The following is a 19,388-nucleotide window of genomic DNA, read 5'->3' as shown; positions in this document are numbered from 1 at the left end:
GGAAATCGCAGCGCGACGAAGCCCGGAAAAAGATCAGATGCGCGTGTCGCGAAAACCAAGGCGACGCAGGCCGCGCTGCACATCGGGAGCGCCCGTGAAGAGGCGCCAAAACAGCCCCGATCGATAGTTTTCGATCATCGCGACGATAGGGCCTTGGTTGATCGCAAGATGCCAGGCTGAAATCCAGTTCTCACCCGGTGCAAACGCATCGGCAAAACCATATTTCGACCAGAGCCGGCCATCCTCGTACGAAAGAAATGAACGAAGGGCCGCTTCGGCTTCCAGCGGGAGAAAAGGGAAACTCGAAAGAGCAGCAGTCGGCGACAGCACCCCATGATCGTTTTCAGGGCAGCTGACCAGATAGCCGCGCGGCCCATCAGAAGCCGTCAGGCCCCATCCGTGCACATCATAGCCGCCGTGACCTTTCGGATTGCGTTTGCAGTGCTCGAAATTGATGCGCGCATGCGCGACGACCTGCTGCCAATGATCGACATAGTCGTCTCGAAGGTTTCGAGGGTCCAGGGCGCAGAAGGAATATTGCGACAGGAAGAGCGGCCCGCCATAAGGCATGCCGGCCGGAAGGGTATGACCGTAATAGGACTGTCCGTTTCGATGCCTGCCTTCGTTCGCCCAGCCGACATGGTAAACTTCCGGATCGATCGGCGAAGATTCGGAACCTGCCGCCAGCACGTAAGCGATCAGCGCCTCGTTCCAGCCCGTGATGGGCGTGTTGAGGTGCCATTCGTGCTTAGGGCTCCAGTGCCAGTACAAGGACGGCCGGGCACCGGGGCGAACGAAACCAGACCAATCGACGGCATCGCAGACGCGATTGATCCGCTCCCGTAAATCGCCCTCTTGCGGCGTATCACCGGAAAAGAACTCGCGGGCACAGATAAGCCCCTGGATAAGAAGGCTCGTCTCGACAAGATCGGCGCCGTCATCCTTCGGAATCAATTGCACGACCTTCAGTGTCGTCGCCCGAACGAAATGTGGGAAGGCGCCTTTAAACCGTGGAATCTGCTCAAGGCTGTCCAAGATCCTGTCGATACGGCGGCATGCTTCCGGGTGCGCAATCCATTGCCTGAAGGCCATGACCAGGATTGCCAGAATTCCGAAACCGACGGCGCCGATGGAAACAAGGTCATATGGGTCTCCCTGCTTTACAGGGCGGCGATCGTAGGGCAGCGACGTCGCGTCGTTGGCGCCTTCGACGAAGTAATTTGCATGCGCCAACTGGACAATGTCCAGCACATCCGAAAGCGCGCTTTCCCTTGGAATACCGGGAAAGCCGCCCGGATAAGTCGGCTGGTGGGACGTAAAACCGGAAGAATGACGATTCATGCGATCTGGAAGCCATGGCGAAGCGGGTCGTGGTCGTCGACAAAGATCGTGTTATGCCCCGTCACACGCGCCCAACCAGATACACTCGGAAGAATGCCGGAGAAAGACCCCACATTCGCCGCAGCCTCGACGCGGCAATTGAACATCGTGCCGATGATGCTTTCATGGACGAATGTTTCGCCGACATTGAGGCGCTGGCGCGCCACCAGTTGAGCCATTCGTGCCGACGATCCCGTTCCGCACGGTGACCGATCAATTGCCTTCTCCCCGTAAAAGACGGCATTGCGCGCATTCGCTTTGGCATCACGCGGCTTGTCGCACCACATGACATGCGAAACGCCCGCGATCCGCCGATCATCCGGGTGGGCCGGACTGAGCTTTGCCTGCGCTGCAGCGCGAACCTTCGGGCTGAGCTTGACGATCTCGCTTGCACTCATCCGGTCAAGTCCCGGCCAGTTCGCCTGAGGCTCGACAATGACATAGAAATTCCCGCCATAGGAAAGATCGACCGTCAACGTTCCAAGGCCTTCGACGTCGATTTCGACGTCTTGCGCATGCAGATAGCTGGCAACGTTGAAAAGCCGCACCTGCTCGACCTTGCCGCCCGACTTTGAATATTCGATATCGACGCGCCCGGCCGGAGTTTCGAGTGACAGCTTGCCGCTTCGCTTGGGCGTAACCACACCGGTTTCCAGCGCGGCGGTGACCGTTCCGATCGTGCCGTGGCCGCACATCGGAAGGCAGCCGCTCACTTCTATGAAGAGCACGCCCACGTCGCAGTCGGGGCGGGAGGACGGATACAGGATCGTCCCGGACATCACGTCATGTCCCCTCGGCTCAAACATCAGCGCACGACGGACCCAGTCGTGATCACGAAGGAAAAGCTCCCGTTTCTCCGCCATCGAGACATTCGGGAGAAAGGGCGCTCCCCCGGCGACGACGCGCACAGGGTTGCCGCAGGTGTGGGCGTCAATGCAGAAAAACGTATGGCGAGTCATTGAGACGCGGATCCCCTTGTATGGCGAAGCGATTGGCAGAAAACGGCGTAAGATCGATGGATGGCGCCGTTCCCGAAACAAGTTGCGAAACGAGCTTGCCGGTGGTGGCAGCTTGGGTGAGCCCGAGATGCCCGTGACCGAACGCGTAGATGACGCGCGACGACCTGTAGGACCGACCGATCACAGGCAGAGAATCCGGTGTGGCCGGCCGATGCCCACTCCACTGCGACCCCGTGCACCCCTTGATGCCCGGCAGATATTTCGCCGCGAGCGTAAGCAAAGCCTGGCATCGTTTCATGTTTGGCTTGGCACTGAGCCCGCCGAATTCGGCAGCACCCCCAAGTCGCAGGCCGCTGCTCAAGGGCGTCGCCACGAACTTCCTGTCCGCAAAGATGATCTCACGCCTTAGCGTGACCGGAGCATCTTTGATGGTGGTGTTGTAGCCGCGCTCGCTTTCCAGAAGGACACGATCGCCAAGATGTGCCAGAAGCTGAGCCGACCAAGCACCCGCAGCGATAACGAGCGTCTCGAATTGAAGGTCTCCGCTGGCTGTGTGGGCAACAACCCGGGTTTGCTCGGGGATAATACGTTCGACATTCTCGCACAGAAACGTCACGCCCTGGGATATCAGCCATGTGCGCAGCCCATCCAAAATCACTTTCGGATCAGATATCTGCCCCCATTGAGGCGTGAGGAGACCACATGCCACGAGCGGGCCAAGAGCAGGTTCGAGTTCCCGAACTTCGGAGGCCGAGAGTTCGATCACTTCGATCCCCCATCCTCGCTTCGTCTCCCACTCCAGCCGATCGCGCGCCAGACCATCGGGCTTTTCATAGACGGTAAGCGCACCGGTGCGGCTAATGTGCTGCGCCATTCCTATATGGCGAAGCAGAGCGGCAAGATCGTCATAGGCGCGCTCATTGATCGAAGCCAATGCCCCGGCAATCCGTGGCAATGCTTCAGAACGACCGGCACGCGCGAAGGCGGCGAGCCATGGAAACAACCGAACCGCATGCCCTGGGCGTACCGCCAGAGGACCGAGAGGATCCAGGAGCCATCCGGGAACTTTCTTCCAAAGCCCCGGGATCGACGCCGGCATCACCTCGGTAACGGCAACTCCGCCCGCATTGCCCGAGGATGCGTTACCGCCATGGGCGTCGCGATCGATGACGGTAACGCTGGCTCCCATCCGGACCAACGCATATGCCACCGAGAGGCCGACAATCCCCGCGCCAACAACTGCGACCTTTTTTGACGGCACTATTCCCTCGCCTCAGCGCTCGACATTGGTGCTCAACAGAGCCATGGGTATAATGTAGATTGGATCCAATTATTGACACGGTCAACCTGAAATCTGACGGACCAAAAAAGTTTCAAGGGCGGAGTGGACAGCATGATTGTTTGATTGTAGATTGGATCCAATCTTTCTTTCAAGACCAACAGGACAGGATGGTTAGACTATGGCGAAGTGGACAGGCGTTTTTCCGGCAGTGACGACAAAGCTGACCCAGGACGGCAAGGTCGATATCGAACAGACCAAGGCGAGCATCGACCGCCTCGTGAAATCAGGCGTTTCGGGCGTTATCGTTCTCCCGATGCTCGGTGAAAATGCATCGATGAGCATGGAAGAACGCGAAGCCGTCATTCGGGCCGCCGTCGATGTGGTGAAAGGTCGTGTTCCCGTCCTTTCAGGCCTCGCCGAAATCACGCTGGAAAATGCGAAGAAGAACGCGAAGCTCTACGAATCCTTCGGAGCGCAGGGCCTGATGGTATTCCCGAGCCTTGGCTACAAGACGGACAACCGTGAAACCGTCGAATGGTACAAGGGCATCGCCAGCGCCTCGTCGCTGCCGATCATGATCTACAACAACCCGATCGCCTACGGCGTCGACTGCACCGTCGAGGTTCTCAAGGATCTGGTCGATGTGCCGGAGATCGTGTGCATCAAGGAAGAGACCGGCGACATCCGCCGTGTTACCGACATGTATGTGGCTTTCGGCGACCGGTTCAGCATCTTCTGTGGTGTCGACGACCTGATCGTCGAAAGCTCGGCGCTTGGCGTAACGGGCTGGGTTTCCGGCATGACGAATGTCTGGCCCGCCGAATGTGTCGAACTCTTCAACCTTTGCGCTGAAGACCGTTATGCCGAAGCGCGCGCCCTTTACAGGATCCTGACGCCGTCGTTCCATCTCGATACGCATGTCAAGCTTGTCCAGTACATCAAGCTCGCCGAGAACCTCGTCTACGGCGCTCCGGAATGGACCCGCGCTCCCCGGCTGCCGCTCGTCGGCGCTGAGCGTGATTTCGTTGTCTCGACCGTGAAACATGCAATCGCCGTTCTCGCGGGGCGCGCCAAGAAGGCCGCTTGATTTCATCCGAGCAGACGCCCCTCGCCCGCCATATGCCGGGCGAGGGTTTACGCGTGGATTTATCCTGCGCGACATTGCCGAACATCTGGAGACTACATGACCATCACCGGTGAGCTTCTGATCGGGCTTGAGAACCGTCGCGGCGGAAATAGCCAACTCTGGGGCGTCGAAGCCACCTCCGGCGAGCGGCTCCAGCCAGGTTTTGGTGGCGCCGAACTCGGGGATCTGGAGGATGCCTGCGCATTGGCGGCATCGTCTTTCGACGCCTACCGGGAGACGACCCCGGATGACCGCGCCCGCTTCCTGGAACGGATCGCGGATAACATTCTTGCCATCGGCGACGAGCTGATAGAACGCTGCATGGCAGAAAGCGGCCTGCCGCGGGCGAGAGTGGAAGGCGAACGCGGCAGAACGGTCGGTCAATTGAGGCTTTTTGCTTCTGTGCTCCGCGACGGCGGATACCTCGACATCCGCATCGACAAGGCGCTTCCCGAACGCACGCCGGCGCCCCGTCCCGATATCCGTCTTCGGCATATCGGGCTCGGTCCGGTGGCTGTGTTCGGTGCCTCGAACTTTCCCTTGGCCTTTTCGGTCGCGGGAGGCGATACGGCCTCCGCGCTGGCCGCAGGTTGCCCGGTCATTGTAAAAGCCCACTCCGCCCACCCCGGCACATCCGAACTGGTCGGCCGCGCCGTCCAGAACGCCGTTCGAGACTGCGGCTTGCCGGAAGGCGTCTTCTCGCTGCTATTCGATTCCGGCCGGCAGATTTCGCAGGCGCTGGTCGCGGATCATCGCATCAAGGCCGTGGGCTTCACCGGCTCGCGAGGGGCGGGAACCGCATTCATGCAAATCGCGGCCTCGAGACCAGAGCCCATTCCAGTCTACGCAGAAATGAGCTCCATCAACCCCGTTGTTGTCTTCCCAAAAGCGCTCGCGGCGCGAGGGGGCGAGATCGGCCGGGACCTGGTGGCCGCCTTGACGCTGGGCGCAGGCCAGTTTTGCACCAATCCAGGCCTCGTCATCGTATTGGAGGACAGCGGCTATGCCGCGTTCACGGCATCTCTGGCGGACACGCTGAAGCAGTCGCAAGCTGCAACAATGCTGACGCCCGGGATTTGCAAGAGCTATCGCGACGGCATCGAGGCGCTGGAAGCGAACCCTTTTGTCAAAATGATCGCCAAGGGTGCTCCGGGCAACAATTTTCAGGGCCAGGCAGCTGCCTTTGAGACGGATGCCGCAAACTTCCTCGCCCATAAGGAACTACACGAAGAGGTCTTCGGCGCGGCCACGCTTGTGGTGCGGTGCGCAACTGTTGGAGAATTGCGGGCGGTCGTTTCCGCGCTCGAAGGCCAGCTTACGATCTCGATGCATGCGGACGAAGGCGACTATGAGGAAGCCCGCCGCTTCATCCCGCTGTTCGAGCGGAAAGCAGGCCGCCTGATCCTCAACGGGTTTGGAACCGGCGTCGAGGTTTGCCATGCCATGGTTCACGGCGGCCCCTTTCCTGCAACCTCGGATTCCCGGGCGACCTCCGTCGGAAGCCTGGCGATAGCACGCTTCCTTCGGCCGGTGTCATATCAATCTTTTTCGTCGAAGCTTCTAGCAGCTGAGCTCACAGAAGAAAATTCATGCGATTCACAGTGCGGTAGAGATTCCGAGTTGTAGTCAGAGCCCGGAGAGCTCCAGCAAGCACTATAATGACGCTGCTTGTTTACTAGCGCTCGTGGACAAAGGCTTACTGTGGGATCGGTTTTTGATTCAAGGCTTTCATTTGGAGGTAGACTTGGGTGAACGGATCGGTTTGACGGACGAGGAGCGGGCGGTGATCGGCCCGCTTCTTCCCCTCGAGCAAGGACGCGGATGCCGCCCTGCTCAGGACAATAGGCGCTATTTCGAAGGCATGATGTGGATGGCGCGCACGGGTGCACAATGGCGACACCTGCCTGATGAATACGGCAAGTGGTACAGTGTCTTCCGCCGATATCGACGCTGGGTCGAGACCGGTGCGTTCGAAGCAATGCTCGAAACTCTGGCTGAACTGGTCGGGCGGGATCGAAGCGCCGACATGACCGACAGCACAATTGTCCGGGCGCATCATTGTGCGGGCGGCATAAAAGCGGACTCAGGAGACCGAGGCGCTTGGTCGATCGCGCGGCGGCTTCACCACTAAAATCCATGCCCGCTGCGATGCGAAAGGTCGACCGCTCGGCTTCGTCCTGACACCCGGGCAAACGCATGATACCCAAGGCTTTGCGCCCTTGTTCCGCATGATCTCCGATCGGATCGAGGCTTTCCTCGCCGACAAGGGTTACGACGCCGAAGCCATTCGCGACGAAATCGCCAGTGCCAGGGTCGAGGCTGTCATCCCATCAAAAAGCAACAGGCGCGAGCCGATCCCGCACGACAAAGCCAAGTACAAATGGCGCAACCAGATCGAACGGCTCTTCAACAAGCTCAAGAACTTGCGGCGCGTTGCTACCCTCTATGGCAAGACCAAGAAATCCTACCTTGGCTTCGTCACCATCGCAGCAGTTAGGATACCCTTTGTCCACGAGCGCTAGCAAAGTACCCGGATCCGCTGACAACCACTCGACGTTGATTATCGAAGGGCGAAAGGCTCTTGGACGGATACGAACCAGCGACGTTTCTTTCCTCAACCTGAAATCCCACGTCTTTACCTTGATTGCGTTGAGATGCAGATTAGGATCGACAGATTTGAACACGCCGTCCAGTTCAAGGCGGAGATCGTAATGCAGGCGTGTGGCGTCGTACTTCTGGATGATAAAACGCAGGCGGTTCGAGGATTTGACGGTCGTCGAGCCACTCGGCTCCTGCGCCTGCTTGAAATCCCGCTTCTTCTTTTAGGTCGAGAGCTTGTCAGCCATGACGCGCCTCACCAGATCCTGCGATCGATCTGCGAGGAGATCATCGGCACGGCTGCCGCGCCGGGCGCGCCGAGACGGAGACGCTACACGAGCCGGCCGAGGAGATAGGTCGTGGTGGCCGTGGCCAGAACCCTGAGCCATGGGTGTACGTCACCTCGCGAAGGCCGCGCACCCATCCCGTCGGTCTGCTTTCGAATTAAGGCCACCCGAGCGCGCAGATCGGCCAATTCCTGCCAAAGGGCTGCAATCTGCTGCTCTGCCGAGATAGGTTTCTCGTCTGCAACGCCCGAATCCTCGACAGGGCTCTCCTCCTCCAGCTCGGCGAGATGTTCGCGCAGCTGGGCCGGGCTGTCGAAGCCCTTCGCTCGTATATCGGTCATTGCGTTTGTCTCCCGCGACGTCGATGCTCACGGCACCCGAGAATGGTTTGCCGGCGCCGACATGAAAACACACCTGCGCCATCGTTGTTCCGTGCACGCATCAGCAGCGTGGTTGCGATCAAGATCGGCAACGAATATGGTCGGCGCGGCGCTCCCGCCGTTCCGTCTATGACGGCTTACATGCCAACCGGCACGGTCAAGTTTTTCACCCAGGACAAGGGCTTTGGCTTCATCACGCCGGACAACGGCGGAACGGATGTCTTCGTCCACGTTTCGGCCGTGCCGTCATGTGGCCCGCTTCGCGACGGGACGAAGGTCAGCTCTCAGCACCCGCCAGCCTTCCCGTATTGCAACATAGGCGCGGCCGAGCAGGCGGAGCTTCTCTCCCTCGGAAAGGGTGTGCACGTCCCCGGGCAAGACGACGAAGTCCTCGATGCTTTTCACCTGTCACCCCAAATGCGCTGCGCCTGCTGGCGCCGCGTTGTCACTCCGAGAGAGCTAACGCTCATTTTGAGCCAAACAAGTCGGATGCCCGATCCAGATCGACCGGATCTGCATCGACATGCTGCTCGAAACCTTTTGCTGTCCATCGACATTACCTGTTCGAAACCGGAGAACAGTGCGTGGCCAGAGCATATGGAAACCCATCCGATCCCGAGACCAAATGGTCGGACACCGAAATCCTCGCCAAGGCGCACGACCTCGTCCAAACCTTTCTGAACTTTCTGCGGCTGGAGCGGCCGGGAAAGGACATTCTCGACGCGCGTTGCCTGCCGGCAAGTAAGTCTTCTCTCATCAGCGCTTTCAGGCTCGTGATCGCCACGGAGGCACGCGGCGACGTGCGAGAGGCGCTGTCGTCCGCCGGTCATGTCCTCGCCCAGTTCCAGGACCGCGTCGGAACGCGCATCTCCGTGACGCCGGCCTGTGCGACGAACGTCGGTCCAATGCGCACAACGGCAGCGAACGTGCTGGAGGACGCCCTTCGCCAGGTCGACGAAGACACCCGTCGGCTGCGCGATCTCCTGGCCAAGGCGTCGTCGATCGCGGAGAGCCGGTTCCAGCGCAGACATGCGCGCACGCCCTTCCAGGACGATGGAACATATACCTGGTACGGGCATGGCTGATACCGCAAGCGATGGAACGTCAGCTATTCCACGCCGCCGAGCTCGCGGAACGCGCGCCACTGGTCGTCGGTCGAAACTCCATCTGTAAAGACGCGAAACGCCTTTCCCTGAGCCTTCAACGCTTGCGCGGTTTTCAACGCGTCGGGGTAGAGCAGTGTCGGCTCGTCACGCCGGTCCTCTCCGAAGGGGTCCACCGAGCTCAGCGCGATAACCTGAAACCTTGTCGCCATGATCATTCCTTTCGAATGCGCCGAGATGGATCAGCCTTCATTTCCATCGGAGACAAAGTCTTTCGGGAGCTCTTCGCGGGCGGCCCGATGCGCCAGGGCCCGATCGATCCACCTTTCCCTCAAGACGACGTCAATCGCGAAGGCGACGTCCTCGGCGCCCCAGCCAGCCTCCTGCATCTCGCGCATGAAAGCGGTCAACTTCTCATCGATGATGCTGTGCAGCTCACCGTCTGTCGTTGTCGTGCCTTGGTTCACCATCGTCACCTTGGAATGAGTTGCCATAGACCAGACAACGCCGCTTCTGCCGGTAGGTTTCGTCGCTGGCAACGCCGGACCTGATTATAGCGATTTTCCCCTCCTGTGGAGCCGCAAGAGCGGGCTGGACTCCTGACGGCGCGAATGCTTCATTGCTCGCCCGGAGGACACGAGTATGGCGTATGAATGGGATGCGGGCCGTGCGCGGCGGGCGCAATTGATCAAGTCGGTATCGATGATAGCGCTAACCGCGTCGGTGATCAGCGTGCCCGTCGCGGTGCTGCTGACGGCCTCGCCGTTCTAGAGTTACAAAAACTGCACCTGCACGCTCGTCAGCTCAGGATGTTGGCGCTGTACCCGGCGGCTATCGAGTAGGTGCCGCAAGACGCCATGCGCGCTTCGTCGGAGGCGAGGAAGACCACCATCGGCGCGACGTCGCGCGGATCGATCAGGCGGACGCGGAACTGTCGTCTATTGGGATATCCGAAGCCTCCGGGAACGAACATCGTCCCCCTAAGGATTTTGCTCATGCTGTTTCAATCCATACACGAGATCCGTACAGGTAGCGCGGATTGTAAGGTCCTGGTCTTTCATAACTGATCAGGCCTCCTCGCCGATCGTGTCGGCCATGTACGCCCCGCGGCGACCCATCTCCTGCGGCGGACCGGTGGTGCTGTCGCGTGCCGTCTGGTGTTCTAGTTCGGCGTTGAGTTCAGCGCCGAGGATGACGATGATAACGGATACCCATACCCAGACCATGAAGCCGATCGAGGCGCCTAGAGCACCGTAGGTTGCGTTGTAGTCGGCGATGTGCCCGAGATAGAAAGTGATGGCGAGGGCGGCAGCAAGCCAAGCGAAAGTCGAGAAGACCGCGCCCCAACTCAGCCAACGCAGCTTTGCGGGTTCCCGGCTTGGTCCAAGTCGATAGAGCGCTGTGATCGCGGCGCCGATCAACGCCAGCAGCAGCGGCCAACGCGCCAGGCGGATGATCAGTTCTGTCCATCTACCGAGCCAGAGGTAGTTCAGGATCGCCGGAACGACGCCAGCAAGCGTGATGATTAACACGACTAGAGCAAGACTGGCGAATGTGAAGAAAAGGGAGGTGAGGTTCAGCCGGATCAAGCCGCGTTTCTCGTTCTCACCATAGGCGACGTTCATCGCCTCGAACAGCGCCTTCAGCCCGGCGTTGGCGGACCAAAGTGCAATCGCGAGACTGCCGAGCAATGTCAGGGAAAGGCTCGCCGGCGGCGCAGAGGTCAGGCTCCGCAATTGCCCAAGGATCAGTTCAAATGCCTGTTCCGGCATAGCCGACCCGAAGAAGGACAAGCGGTCGATGACAGATGCGGGATCGGCGACCAGCCCATAGAGCGATACGAACACGCTGATGGCGGGAAAGATCGACAGAAGCAGATAGAAAGTCACGCCGGCTGAGATCAACAGGATCCGGTCAGAGGCGAGGCTGTCATAGAGCCGCCATGCCACATCGCGAAGTCCCAGCGCGGGGATTTCGCCAGGTGCGTCCGCGTTGCGCCCTTTCGGATCGGTCGCTCCAGAATCTGCTTTCATGCCTGCCCGTTCCGTCCGTCATTCTAACAGTCCAGTAACGCACGGAAGCCAAAGGAGTTTCGGGTGTTCGAACTCGTCGTCAGCGACAAATCGAGGGAATGCCATGCGCCGGGGGCGAGGCCGACGGCAAGGGCGGTGGCGCCCGTGCCGTCGACTGGGCTACTATCGCTTAGAGCGGAGGCGCTCCTGCTCGATTTTGCAGCGCCACATTCGTAAAACGTGGCGCTTTTGATGCGCGAGCGCCTGGAATGTCTCTACAATCCAGCGCGCGTCGATGCTTTACCGCGACATGTTCTCAATAAAAAGGGACCTGATGTTTCGCGCGGATCGGAGTTCCGAAGCGCGCATTCTCGGCCGCCTGTGGCGAGACCACCAATTCGCGTGCTTACGGAGGTGGCCCGACTGATCGGCGCGCTACAAGTTCCGCCGGTAGTTTTTGAGAGCGGCGAACGGTGGGATCTTCAATCTTCTTCAAAAGGAATTCCACCGCCATCGCACCCAGTTGTGCGACTGGCCGACGTATTACAGAGAGCGGTGGGTTGAAAACACGCGCCCAGGGAACATCGTCGAACCCTATGATCGAGAGATCCACACCGATGGTAAGGCCGAGGTCGCCAGCCGCCGATACCACGGCAAGCGCCATTTCCTCGTTCGTTGCCAGAATGGCCGTTGGCCTCGTCTCTTGGCTGAGAATGTTGATCGCCGCCTCACGCGCAATGTCCATATTGCTTTGGCTGTAGCGGATCCACTCCGACCGAATCTCAAGTCCGCATTCGGTAAGCGCCATCTCTGCACCACAGACGCGGTTGCGTACTGTTGTCACGACCTGCGCTGGCATGGTGCTGCTGTGAGTCTCTACATTCGCGGTCGCGACAAGCAGCCCGATCCGGTTATGGCCAACGCTGGCAAATTGCAGGATTGCAGTATGTGCGGCTTCAAAGTCGTCCGTCGTCACAAAATCGATCTTGCTGGAATTGACGTCGCGGTCGAGCAGCACAACCGGCACTTCCGGCTCGCTTTCGACCAGCAGATGGTCGATTTCATCCGGTGAAGAAGGCACGACGATTAGGCCATCCACTCGCTTCTCAATCAGTACCCGCACGGCATTGCGCTCGCGCTCGATATCGTCATCCGTGTTCAAAACGAGGATCTGGTAACCCGCCCGCGACGCCGTTTCAATGATGGCTCGGATCGCGCTGTTGAAGAAGGAGTTGGCGATATCGGCGACGACGACGCCGATCGTCAACGTACGCCCGGAGCGCATGGAGCGCGCCAATTCGTTGACGCGGTAATTTAGTTCGTTGGCTGCTGCCATGACGCGCTGACGCGTCACCTCCGTCACCAGCCCGTACCCACCGAGCACGCGCGCAGCGGTGGCGCGCGAGACATTGGCCCGTTCGGCAACGTCGATCAGCCTTGCCGCCTTGTCGATCGGCGCTTGCGCCATGCCTGTCCCCCTCTTGCCGCTTGCGGCTGCGATAGCACAACATAAGTGCGTCTGCGCGTGGAATATCGACACAATCGCCGACCAAACGATTAGGGCAGAACAAGCTCGGCTCCGGCCTGCCGGCAGGTCGCCGCCGCCACAACCATGGCCTCAGAAAGGCAGGCCTGCCACTTCGACGCGGATTGCGGCCGGCCGTTTCGGGCCAGCGATGCGATGACACTGGCGAGCGTCGCATCGCCTGCCCCCATCGTGTCGACGATCGGGCTTGGCAACTCGACCACCGGCACATGGACGGCAAGGCCCGATCGCTCGACCACCCGAGCACCCTGTGCGCCATGTGAAAAGAGCAGCGTCTCGGCGCCAAGCTCGAAGAGATGCGAGGCAACCTTCTGCCAGTCCGCATCGTAGAGCACCTGCAAGTCCTCATCGCTGAGCTTGACCAGAGACGCCGTCGGCAGCAGCGCCTCGAAGCCCTGCCGATAGCGTGCAATGTCCGGGATCAGGCGCGGGCGCGGATTGGGATCGACGATGCGGATGCGGGGCGTACTTTGGAATGCCGCAGCAAGTGCGGCCGCCTGTACGGCATTGTCGAACGGAAACGAGTTGACGGCGACGACGCTGGCGTCGGCGAGCGCGTCGCTCACCGCCACGTCGAACAGGATGCGGCGCCGGAACATTGCGGGGCCGAAAGCATAGCTCGGCTCGCCATTCTTCCGGGTCGAGGTCACAACGCCGGTCGGATCGACGCTGGGCGTATTGATGATGCGCACAGCCCGATCGCGGGCGTAGCGCCGGAGATAGTAACCGTCCCGGTCCTGCCCCACACGCGTGACGAGGGTCGAGGGTAAGCCCAGCTTTGCGACGCCGGCCGCGAGATTGAGGCCCGCGCCGCCGGCGAAGCGACGCGGGTCCTCGGTCTCGAAGCGGATTTCGTCGATGATACAGTCACCTATCGTGACGATGGAATGCATCCGGCGCTCACTGGAGATTGGTGTGCCTGTAAGACATTGTGGCATGGGCATCCGGCAGCGCGCGCGCCATTTCCAGCACCACGGCATCCAGCAGCAGCAGGCTCGTCTGCTCGAACAGGCTGCCACCGAACTGCGCGGTCTCCACGACCGGCACCGGCAGGACGACGTCGGCGATCTGCGAAAGCGAGCCCTTCGGCTTGTGCGTCAGGGTCACCACCGTGGCACCCTCGGCCTTTGCGATCTTTGCGTAGCTCAGGCTGACGGGCGTCTCGCCGGACCCAGAGATGATGAGCAGCCCGTCGCCCTTGCGGATGGACGGCCCCGTCACCTCGCCGACGAAATGCACGTTTCGGCCGAGATGCATGAAGCGCATGGCGGACATCTGGGCGGCGAGCCCCGAACGGCCCTGGCCGGAAAAGAACCATCGCCGGCTGGGATCTCCAAAGGCCTCCACGACCGCCGCGAAGGCGGCCGGATCGATGCGCTCCAGCAGTTCGGTTATTTCCTGTCCCACGGCCAGCCAAGCTCCGGCTCGGGCAGACGTTCCTTGATCCATGATGCTACCTTTCCTGGATTGTCAGATTCGGTGATCGCACTGCCGACCACCAGAATTTCGGGTTTGACCGCAATGACGGCGTCAAGCGTCGCCGGGCCGATTCCGCCGGCAAGCGACACGCGGAAGCCACGCGCGTGCATGGCCGCGACGGCTTCGATATGGCTGGTCGAGGTATCGCCCGCGAGCCGTGCGTCGGTCGGCGAATGCACGGCAACATAGGCGAAACTTTCCGGTAGGCAGATATCGGGGCGCAGCAGAACAGGCTTGCCGGACTCGGTAATCGTATCGATGATGACATTTGCGCCGAAAGTGGTGGCAACGGCGCCAACGGCCTCGAAAGTGGCTTGCGAGGCGCAAGACAGCACCGTCATGAAGGACGCGCCGGCGCTGAAGACCATGTTGGCCTCGAAGGCGCCGCCATCGACGGTCTTGGTGTCGGCAAGCACGGGCACGTCCGGGCACAGTTCGCGCACCGTGGTGATCGCGGCCACGCCGAAGCGTTTGAGAACCGGCGTACCCACCTCGATGATATCAGCCACGCCTCTGAGGGCGGGCAGGATTCCGAAATGCTCGGGCTTGTCGAGCGCGACTTGAAGCAGCATGAAAATGTCCTCTAGGCTTGCGAAAGGCCGGTAATCGCCTTCAAAAGGCTGTCAGGCGTGAAACTGGAAGAGGGCGCATCAGCGACCACACGGCCGAGGCGCAGCACGGTGATGCGGTCGGTGACATCCAACACATGCGGCAGCGTGTGTGAGATGAAGATGACGCCGAACCCCTTGGCTTTGGCTTGTCGGATGACTTCCAGCACCTCGCCGGCCTGGCGGGCGCCGAGATGGTTGGTCGGTTCGTCGAGGATGATCACCTTGTTGGCCCAGGCGACCGCCCGGCCGATCGCCACCGCCTGGCGCTGCCCGCCGGAAAGGCGCGATACCGGCCGGCTCGTCGCCGGCACCGCGATGCCGACACGCTCCAGCTCGGCATGCGCCTGCTTGCGCATCGCCGCCTCGTCGAGAAACCCGAACCTTCCAAGCAGGTCCTTGCGAAGGATCTCGCGCCCGAGAAAGACGTTGGCGGCAACCGTCAGGTCCGGCGCGATGCCGGAATCCTGGTAGAGCGTCTCGATGCCGGCTTCGAGCGCGTCGTGCGGCGATTTCCAGCTGCGGCGCTCTCCGTCGAGATAGATCTCGCCGCTGTCCGGCTCATGGGCGCCCGAAAGCACCTTGACCAGCGTCGACTTGCCCGCCCCGTTGTCGCCGACAAGGCCGACGACTTCGCCGGCATTCAACGCGAAATCCACGTGGTCGAGCGCAACCACGCCGCCATAGCGTTTTCCCACGCCGCGCACTTCATAAAGCGCTGTCATCGACGGCCTCCCCTCGCACCGAGCCCCTGCACGCCGACGGCGAGCGCAATCAGCGCGGCGACGACGATCTGCTGCCAGTTGGGCTGGACGCCGATCAGGATGAGGCCGCTCAAAACCGCTGTGGTGATCAGCGCGCCGACCACGACGCCCGAGAGCTTGCCCGTGCCGCCTTGCAGGCTGACGCCGCCGATCACGGTCGCAGCGATGGCATTGAGCTCCCCGCCGCGACCCGACAAGGGCGATCCCGAGCCGAGGCGGAAATAGACGAAGGCACCGGCAAGTGCTGCAAGGATACCGGAGATCAGGTAGATCTTGATCAGATGTCGATCCACGGAAATGCCGGCACCGCGCGCGGCAAAGGGGTTGGAGCCGATCGCGTAGGTCCAGCGGCCGAAACGCGCCCGCGACAGGAAGGCCCAGGACAGTATGATGATCACGAAGACCGCGATGACCGGCACCGTCAGCGCGCCGAGATAGGTGGCGTTGCCGAGCAGGATCACCTCCTTTGGCGCGCCGGCGATCTGCGTGCCGCCGGTCAAAACCAGGCTCATGCCGGCTGCCGCGCCCATCGTTGCGAGCGTGGCGACGAAGGGAACGAGCCGGCAATAGGTGATCAGCAGGCCATTGATGAAGCCGACGACGACGCCGACACCGATCGCCACCGCCATGCCGAGCGTGATCGCCAGCCACGGATCGACGCCGCCTTCATTGGCGGCGCGGATGACCAGTGCCATGGAAACGCCGGCAAGACCGAGGACCGAGCCGACGGACAGGTCGATGCCACGCGAGGCGATGACGAAGGTCTGGCCGATCGCCATCAACACCACGGGGGAAAAGTCCTGCAACACATTGGCCATCGCCCGGATCGAGAAGAACCGGGGATTTGCCGCCGAGAATGCGGCGATCATGATGCAGAAGAGGAGAAGCAGGATGACATCCTGCCTCACCATCACTGTTTTCAGCCAATGCGGCCGGGCTTGCGCTTCCATATCGCGTGACATCTTCTTTTGCTTGCTGGGAGGACCGAGCTCAGTCGGAATAGATGGACGAGCCGGTTTCCGCGAAATTGTCCTTGGTCATGACGACGTTCGGGATGACGACCGATTTCTCGATCTTGTCCGCCCCCTCGCCCGTGACCTTGGCCTTCGCATATTCCAGCGCCAGTTCCGCCTCCCTGGCCGGTTGCTGGGCGACGAGCGCGGTGAACACGCCTTCCTGGAGCGCATCGACCTGGGCCTTATAGGCGTCGTAGCCGACGAGCTTCACCTTGCCGACCACGTTGCTGTTGCGAAGTGCTGCGACCGCCCCGGTACCGCTCGTGCCATCGATGGCGAAGATGCCGACGAGGTCGGGATGGTTGAGCAGCACGGTGTTGATGGCCGAGGTCGCATTCGCCGGCTGGCTGTTGGCATATTCGCGCCCGACGATCTCGATCTTCGGATAGTTCGCCGCCAGCTCCTCGCGAAAACCCTGTTCGCGCAGCGTGTTGGTCGTGGCACTCGGCGAGCCGGACATGATGAAGACCTTGCCCTCCCCGCCGATCTGTTCGGCAAGCGTCTTGGCCGCCTGCCGGCCGCCGTCGACATTGTCGCCGGTGATGTGAGACGTCAGATAGGCCTGGTCGGTGACGGTCGTATCGACGGTGATGACCGGGATGCCCGCAGCTTCCGCGCGCTGGACGCTCGGCTGCAAGGAATCCGGGTCGGTCGGCACGAGGATGAGGACATCGATATCCTGTGCCAATGCGGCATCGACGAAGGGCAACTGGCTCTGCGGCGAATATTCGGACGCACTGCCCTGCCAGATCAGCTCGATGCCGAGTTTTTCAGCGGCGGCACGCGCGCCCTTCTCCATCGCCAGGAAGAACGGGTCTGATGCAATGCCCGGAATGAAGGCGACAGTCAGCTTTTCCTGCGCCTGAGCGACAGTGGCGGCGAACGCGACGGTGGACATCGCGGCAATAGCAAAAAGACGACGAAAACGGCTCATTTTCTCTCCTCCCTGGAAATGAGATCGATCTCTTTCTCAAAAATACCATTACTTAGGGGAAAGTCAATCAGTGAGGAAAGGAAGGTCTGTGTGGCGAGGCAAGACGGTCGCGATGGTGCTCCGTCTGCAGATCTGTTCGTCGCCGCTTACCCGCACGTCGTGTCGCAGAGTTCACGAAGCGCCTTGGCGTTCGCACCCGCCGATGTGTTTCGGCAAGTGTTTTTCACCGCTGTTGGGCACGAGCCTATGCTAGCCCTGCTTAATAAGGGCCAGATCGGCCACCCCGACGAGGCCGGCGTCGTCGCCGAGCATTGCAGGCACGACCGGCACCTCGCGGAAGGGCGCCATGGCGTCCTTGCGGATGCGCGCGCGGATGCCGGGTTCGAGCAGGTCGAAAGCGACCGATACGCCGCCGCCCATGACGATCATTTGCGGGCTGTAGAGATGCAGCAGGCTGGCGAAACCCGAGCCGAGCAAATCTGCCTCCTCGGCAACGAGGGCGAGGCAGCTGGCATCGCCTGCCCGCGCGCCCTCCACGGCGTGGCGACCCTCGACTGTTTCGCGCGCGGCTATCCTGCCGAGATAGGAGCGAGGATTTCCGGCCGCGGCCGCACGGGCGCGCTTGCCGAAGGCCGTGCCGGCGGCAACCGCCTCGAAGCAGCCGACGCGGCCGCAGGAGCAGACCGGCCCCTCCCCAACCAATGTGAAATGGCCGACATGGCCGCCCATCCCGCGTGCGCCATGCATCAGCCGGCCATCGACGACAACGCCACCGCCGATGCCGGTGCTGACCGTGACATAGACGAGATGATCGAGCCCGCGCGCCGCACCATGCTGCCATTCGCCGAAGGCGGCGGCGATGCCGTCATTCTCGACGATGGCCGGGAGGCCAAAAATCTCAGACAGACGGTCGCGCAAGGGGAATTGCTCCCAGCCGGGAAGGGTCGGAATATGGTCGATAATGCCGCTCACAGTATCGAGCGGGCCCGGCGCGCACATGCCGACAGCGCGGATCGGCGCACCGCCTGCCGCCTGCGACACCTCTTCGACAAGCGCGCCAAACTGGCGCATCACCACGTCCGGGCCGCTGACATCCGTCCGTACCGCGGTGCGCGACAGAACTTTGCCGGCTCGCACCAACGCTGCACGAACCTGCGTGCCGCCGAGATCGAGACCTATGGTGAAATCGTCCTTCATGCGGGCCTCTTATCGTTCCACCGGTTGCGCGTGTAGCCAGGCCATGCGTTGAACCAGATCCGCAGCCTCGAAAGCGAGCGAGCCCATGACGACGGTCTCGGCGCCGGCCCGGGCGAGATTTGGCACCGTATGCTCGCGAATGCCGCCGTCGGCGCACAGCAGGATGCGGCCCGCCGCACTCCGGTTCGCGATCAGCGCGCGCGCCTCGCCGAGCCGGCTTTCGGCTTGCGGGTCGAGCGCCTGGCCCTTCGCGCCGACCCGTGTGCCGAGCAGCGTCAGCAGGCCGATGCGCTCGATAAAGGAGGCTGCGGCCGATACCGGTGTTTGCAATTGCAGCACGACGCCGGGAACGAGCCCGAGACGGTCGATGAGGTCGAGGCCCGCCTCGAGATTTCCATTCTCCGCATGAATGCTGATCGCATCGACGCCGGCATCGGCGAACTGGCGGATCTGGGCCTCGAGGATGGCATCTGCTGCCATCAAATGGATATGCAGCGGTTTTGCCGAACAGCGGCGGCAAACGGCGACAAGATCAGGGAAGAACAGCAAAGCGGGCGAGAAATGGCCGTCCGCGACGTCGATATGGTAGATGTCGGTGAAGGGGTCGATCCGAGCAATCTCCGCACCAAGCCTGGCGAGATCGGCTGACCACAGCGACATTTCGGCCATCAGCCGATCCTTGGGCAGGGTTTCGAGCCAGTCGGAAGGCGGCCGCAT

At 61.4% G+C, this 19,388-nt stretch carries 21 protein-coding genes and 3 pseudogenes; 6 read left to right on the top strand and 18 right to left on the bottom strand.

Annotated features, from left to right (window positions below):
- Positions 1-33 precede the first annotated feature (33 nt).
- Genes GB927_RS25035 through GB927_RS25025 form a run of 3 tightly spaced genes read right to left on the bottom strand, consistent with a single transcriptional unit; the run spans position 34 to position 3,600 of the window.
- On the bottom strand, positions 34-1,341 hold the full coding sequence (locus GB927_RS25035; RefSeq protein WP_256119966.1) for a glucoamylase family protein: 1,308 nt from the start codon (positions 1,339-1,341) through the stop codon (positions 34-36).
- Positions 1,338-2,339, bottom strand: coding sequence for a 4-hydroxyproline epimerase (locus tag GB927_RS25030; protein WP_256119965.1), 1,002 nt, complete (start codon positions 2,337-2,339; stop codon positions 1,338-1,340). The genes GB927_RS25035 and GB927_RS25030 overlap by 4 nt, the downstream gene beginning before the upstream one ends.
- Positions 2,311-3,600, bottom strand: a complete 1,290-nt coding sequence (locus GB927_RS25025; protein WP_256119964.1) for an NAD(P)/FAD-dependent oxidoreductase — start codon at positions 3,598-3,600, stop codon at positions 2,311-2,313. Before GB927_RS25025 ends, GB927_RS25030 begins: the two co-directional genes overlap by 29 nt.
- Positions 3,601-3,799: 199 nt before the next feature.
- On the opposite strand from GB927_RS25025, the gene GB927_RS25020 reads away from it, so the two are divergent.
- The 3 genes and pseudogenes from GB927_RS25020 to GB927_RS25010 all read left to right on the top strand — a co-directional run bounded on the left by GB927_RS25020 (position 3,800) and on the right by GB927_RS25010 (position 7,269).
- Positions 3,800-4,708 (top strand): dihydrodipicolinate synthase family protein, encoded by a 909-nt coding sequence (locus GB927_RS25020; protein ID WP_256119963.1) that lies wholly within the window; start codon positions 3,800-3,802, stop codon positions 4,706-4,708.
- A gap of 96 nt (positions 4,709-4,804) precedes the next feature.
- Positions 4,805-6,373, top strand: a complete 1,569-nt coding sequence (locus GB927_RS25015) for an aldehyde dehydrogenase (NADP(+)) (protein WP_256119962.1) — start codon at positions 4,805-4,807, stop codon at positions 6,371-6,373.
- A 58-nt stretch (positions 6,374-6,431) separates the two neighbouring features.
- Positions 6,432-7,269: pseudogene (locus GB927_RS25010) on the top strand (IS5 family transposase).
- A gap of 150 nt (positions 7,270-7,419) precedes the next feature.
- On the opposite strand, the pseudogene GB927_RS25005 reads toward GB927_RS25010, so the two are convergent.
- A pseudogene (locus GB927_RS25005) lies at positions 7,420-7,593 on the bottom strand (DNA polymerase ligase N-terminal domain-containing protein); the annotation flags it as partial.
- 83 nt (positions 7,594-7,676) lie between these two features.
- Positions 7,677-7,973, bottom strand: coding sequence for a hypothetical protein (locus GB927_RS25000; RefSeq protein ID WP_256119961.1), 297 nt, complete (start codon positions 7,971-7,973; stop codon positions 7,677-7,679).
- Positions 7,974-8,153: 180 nt separating this feature from the next.
- Between GB927_RS25000 and GB927_RS24995 the strand changes: the two are divergent.
- Together GB927_RS24995 and GB927_RS24990 are read left to right on the top strand one after the other, a co-directional pair.
- Positions 8,154-8,294 (top strand): annotated as a pseudogene (locus GB927_RS24995) (cold-shock protein); the annotation flags it as partial.
- A gap of 302 nt (positions 8,295-8,596) precedes the next feature.
- A complete protein-coding gene (locus GB927_RS24990; RefSeq protein ID WP_256119960.1) occupies positions 8,597-9,097 on the top strand; it encodes a hypothetical protein in 501 nt (166 codons plus the stop codon).
- Positions 9,098-9,120: 23 nt separating this feature from the next.
- Here GB927_RS24990 and GB927_RS24985 read toward each other — a convergent pair whose 3' ends face one another.
- Together GB927_RS24985 and GB927_RS24980 are read right to left on the bottom strand one after the other, a co-directional pair.
- Positions 9,121-9,327, bottom strand: a complete 207-nt coding sequence (locus GB927_RS24985) for a hypothetical protein (protein WP_256119959.1) — start codon at positions 9,325-9,327, stop codon at positions 9,121-9,123.
- 30 nt (positions 9,328-9,357) lie between these two features.
- Positions 9,358-9,609 carry a hypothetical protein gene (locus GB927_RS24980; protein WP_256119958.1) on the bottom strand — a complete coding sequence of 84 codons (252 nt, stop codon included), beginning with the start codon at positions 9,607-9,609 and terminating at the stop codon, positions 9,358-9,360.
- A 148-nt stretch (positions 9,610-9,757) separates the two neighbouring features.
- On the opposite strand from GB927_RS24980, the gene GB927_RS24975 reads away from it, so the two are divergent.
- Positions 9,758-9,886 (top strand): hypothetical protein, encoded by a 129-nt coding sequence (locus GB927_RS24975; RefSeq protein WP_256119957.1) that lies wholly within the window; start codon positions 9,758-9,760, stop codon positions 9,884-9,886.
- A 28-nt stretch (positions 9,887-9,914) separates the two neighbouring features.
- Here the strand turns inward: GB927_RS24975 and GB927_RS24970 are convergent, their stop codons facing one another.
- From GB927_RS24970 to GB927_RS24920, 11 genes are all read right to left on the bottom strand, one after another.
- Positions 9,915-10,112 carry a hypothetical protein gene (locus GB927_RS24970; RefSeq protein WP_256119956.1) on the bottom strand — a complete coding sequence of 66 codons (198 nt, stop codon included), beginning with the start codon at positions 10,110-10,112 and terminating at the stop codon, positions 9,915-9,917.
- A gap of 70 nt (positions 10,113-10,182) precedes the next feature.
- Positions 10,183-11,148, bottom strand: coding sequence for a YihY/virulence factor BrkB family protein (locus GB927_RS24965; RefSeq protein WP_256119955.1), 966 nt, complete (start codon positions 11,146-11,148; stop codon positions 10,183-10,185).
- A gap of 385 nt (positions 11,149-11,533) precedes the next feature.
- Positions 11,534-12,595, bottom strand: coding sequence for a LacI family DNA-binding transcriptional regulator (locus tag GB927_RS24960; protein WP_256119954.1), 1,062 nt, complete (start codon positions 12,593-12,595; stop codon positions 11,534-11,536).
- Positions 12,596-12,684: 89 nt separating this feature from the next.
- Positions 12,685-13,566 (bottom strand): PfkB family carbohydrate kinase, encoded by an 882-nt coding sequence (locus GB927_RS24955; protein ID WP_256119953.1) that lies wholly within the window; start codon positions 13,564-13,566, stop codon positions 12,685-12,687.
- Between the two features lie 7 nt (positions 13,567-13,573).
- Positions 13,574-14,080: an SIS domain-containing protein gene (locus tag GB927_RS24950; RefSeq protein WP_256119952.1), complete on the bottom strand. Its 507-nt coding sequence runs from the start codon at positions 14,078-14,080 to the stop codon at positions 13,574-13,576.
- A complete protein-coding gene (locus GB927_RS24945; protein WP_256119951.1) occupies positions 14,065-14,724 on the bottom strand; it encodes an orotidine 5'-phosphate decarboxylase / HUMPS family protein in 660 nt (219 codons plus the stop codon). Before GB927_RS24945 ends, GB927_RS24950 begins: the two co-directional genes overlap by 16 nt.
- Before the next feature lie 11 nt (positions 14,725-14,735).
- Positions 14,736-15,485: an ATP-binding cassette domain-containing protein gene (locus GB927_RS24940; protein WP_256119950.1), complete on the bottom strand. Its 750-nt coding sequence runs from the start codon at positions 15,483-15,485 to the stop codon at positions 14,736-14,738.
- Positions 15,482-16,486: an ABC transporter permease gene (locus GB927_RS24935; RefSeq protein ID WP_256119949.1), complete on the bottom strand. Its 1,005-nt coding sequence runs from the start codon at positions 16,484-16,486 to the stop codon at positions 15,482-15,484. Before GB927_RS24935 ends, GB927_RS24940 begins: the two co-directional genes overlap by 4 nt.
- 28 nt (positions 16,487-16,514) lie before the next feature.
- The gene (locus GB927_RS24930; protein WP_256119948.1) at positions 16,515-17,474 is read right to left on the bottom strand and encodes an ABC transporter substrate-binding protein; all 960 of its coding nucleotides are present in this window, start codon (positions 17,472-17,474) and stop codon (positions 16,515-16,517) included.
- A gap of 249 nt (positions 17,475-17,723) precedes the next feature.
- A complete protein-coding gene (locus GB927_RS24925) occupies positions 17,724-18,671 on the bottom strand; it encodes an ROK family protein (RefSeq protein ID WP_256119947.1) in 948 nt (315 codons plus the stop codon).
- Positions 18,672-18,680: 9 nt separating this feature from the next.
- Positions 18,681-19,388: a ribulose-phosphate 3-epimerase gene (locus GB927_RS24920; protein WP_256119946.1), complete on the bottom strand. Its 708-nt coding sequence runs from the start codon at positions 19,386-19,388 to the stop codon at positions 18,681-18,683.

The sequence above is a fragment of the Shinella lacus genome (genome assembly GCF_010994755.1).
Lineage (GTDB): Bacteria > Pseudomonadota > Alphaproteobacteria > Rhizobiales > Rhizobiaceae > Shinella > Shinella lacus.
This window is presented reverse-complemented; position numbering and strand designations above follow the sequence as displayed.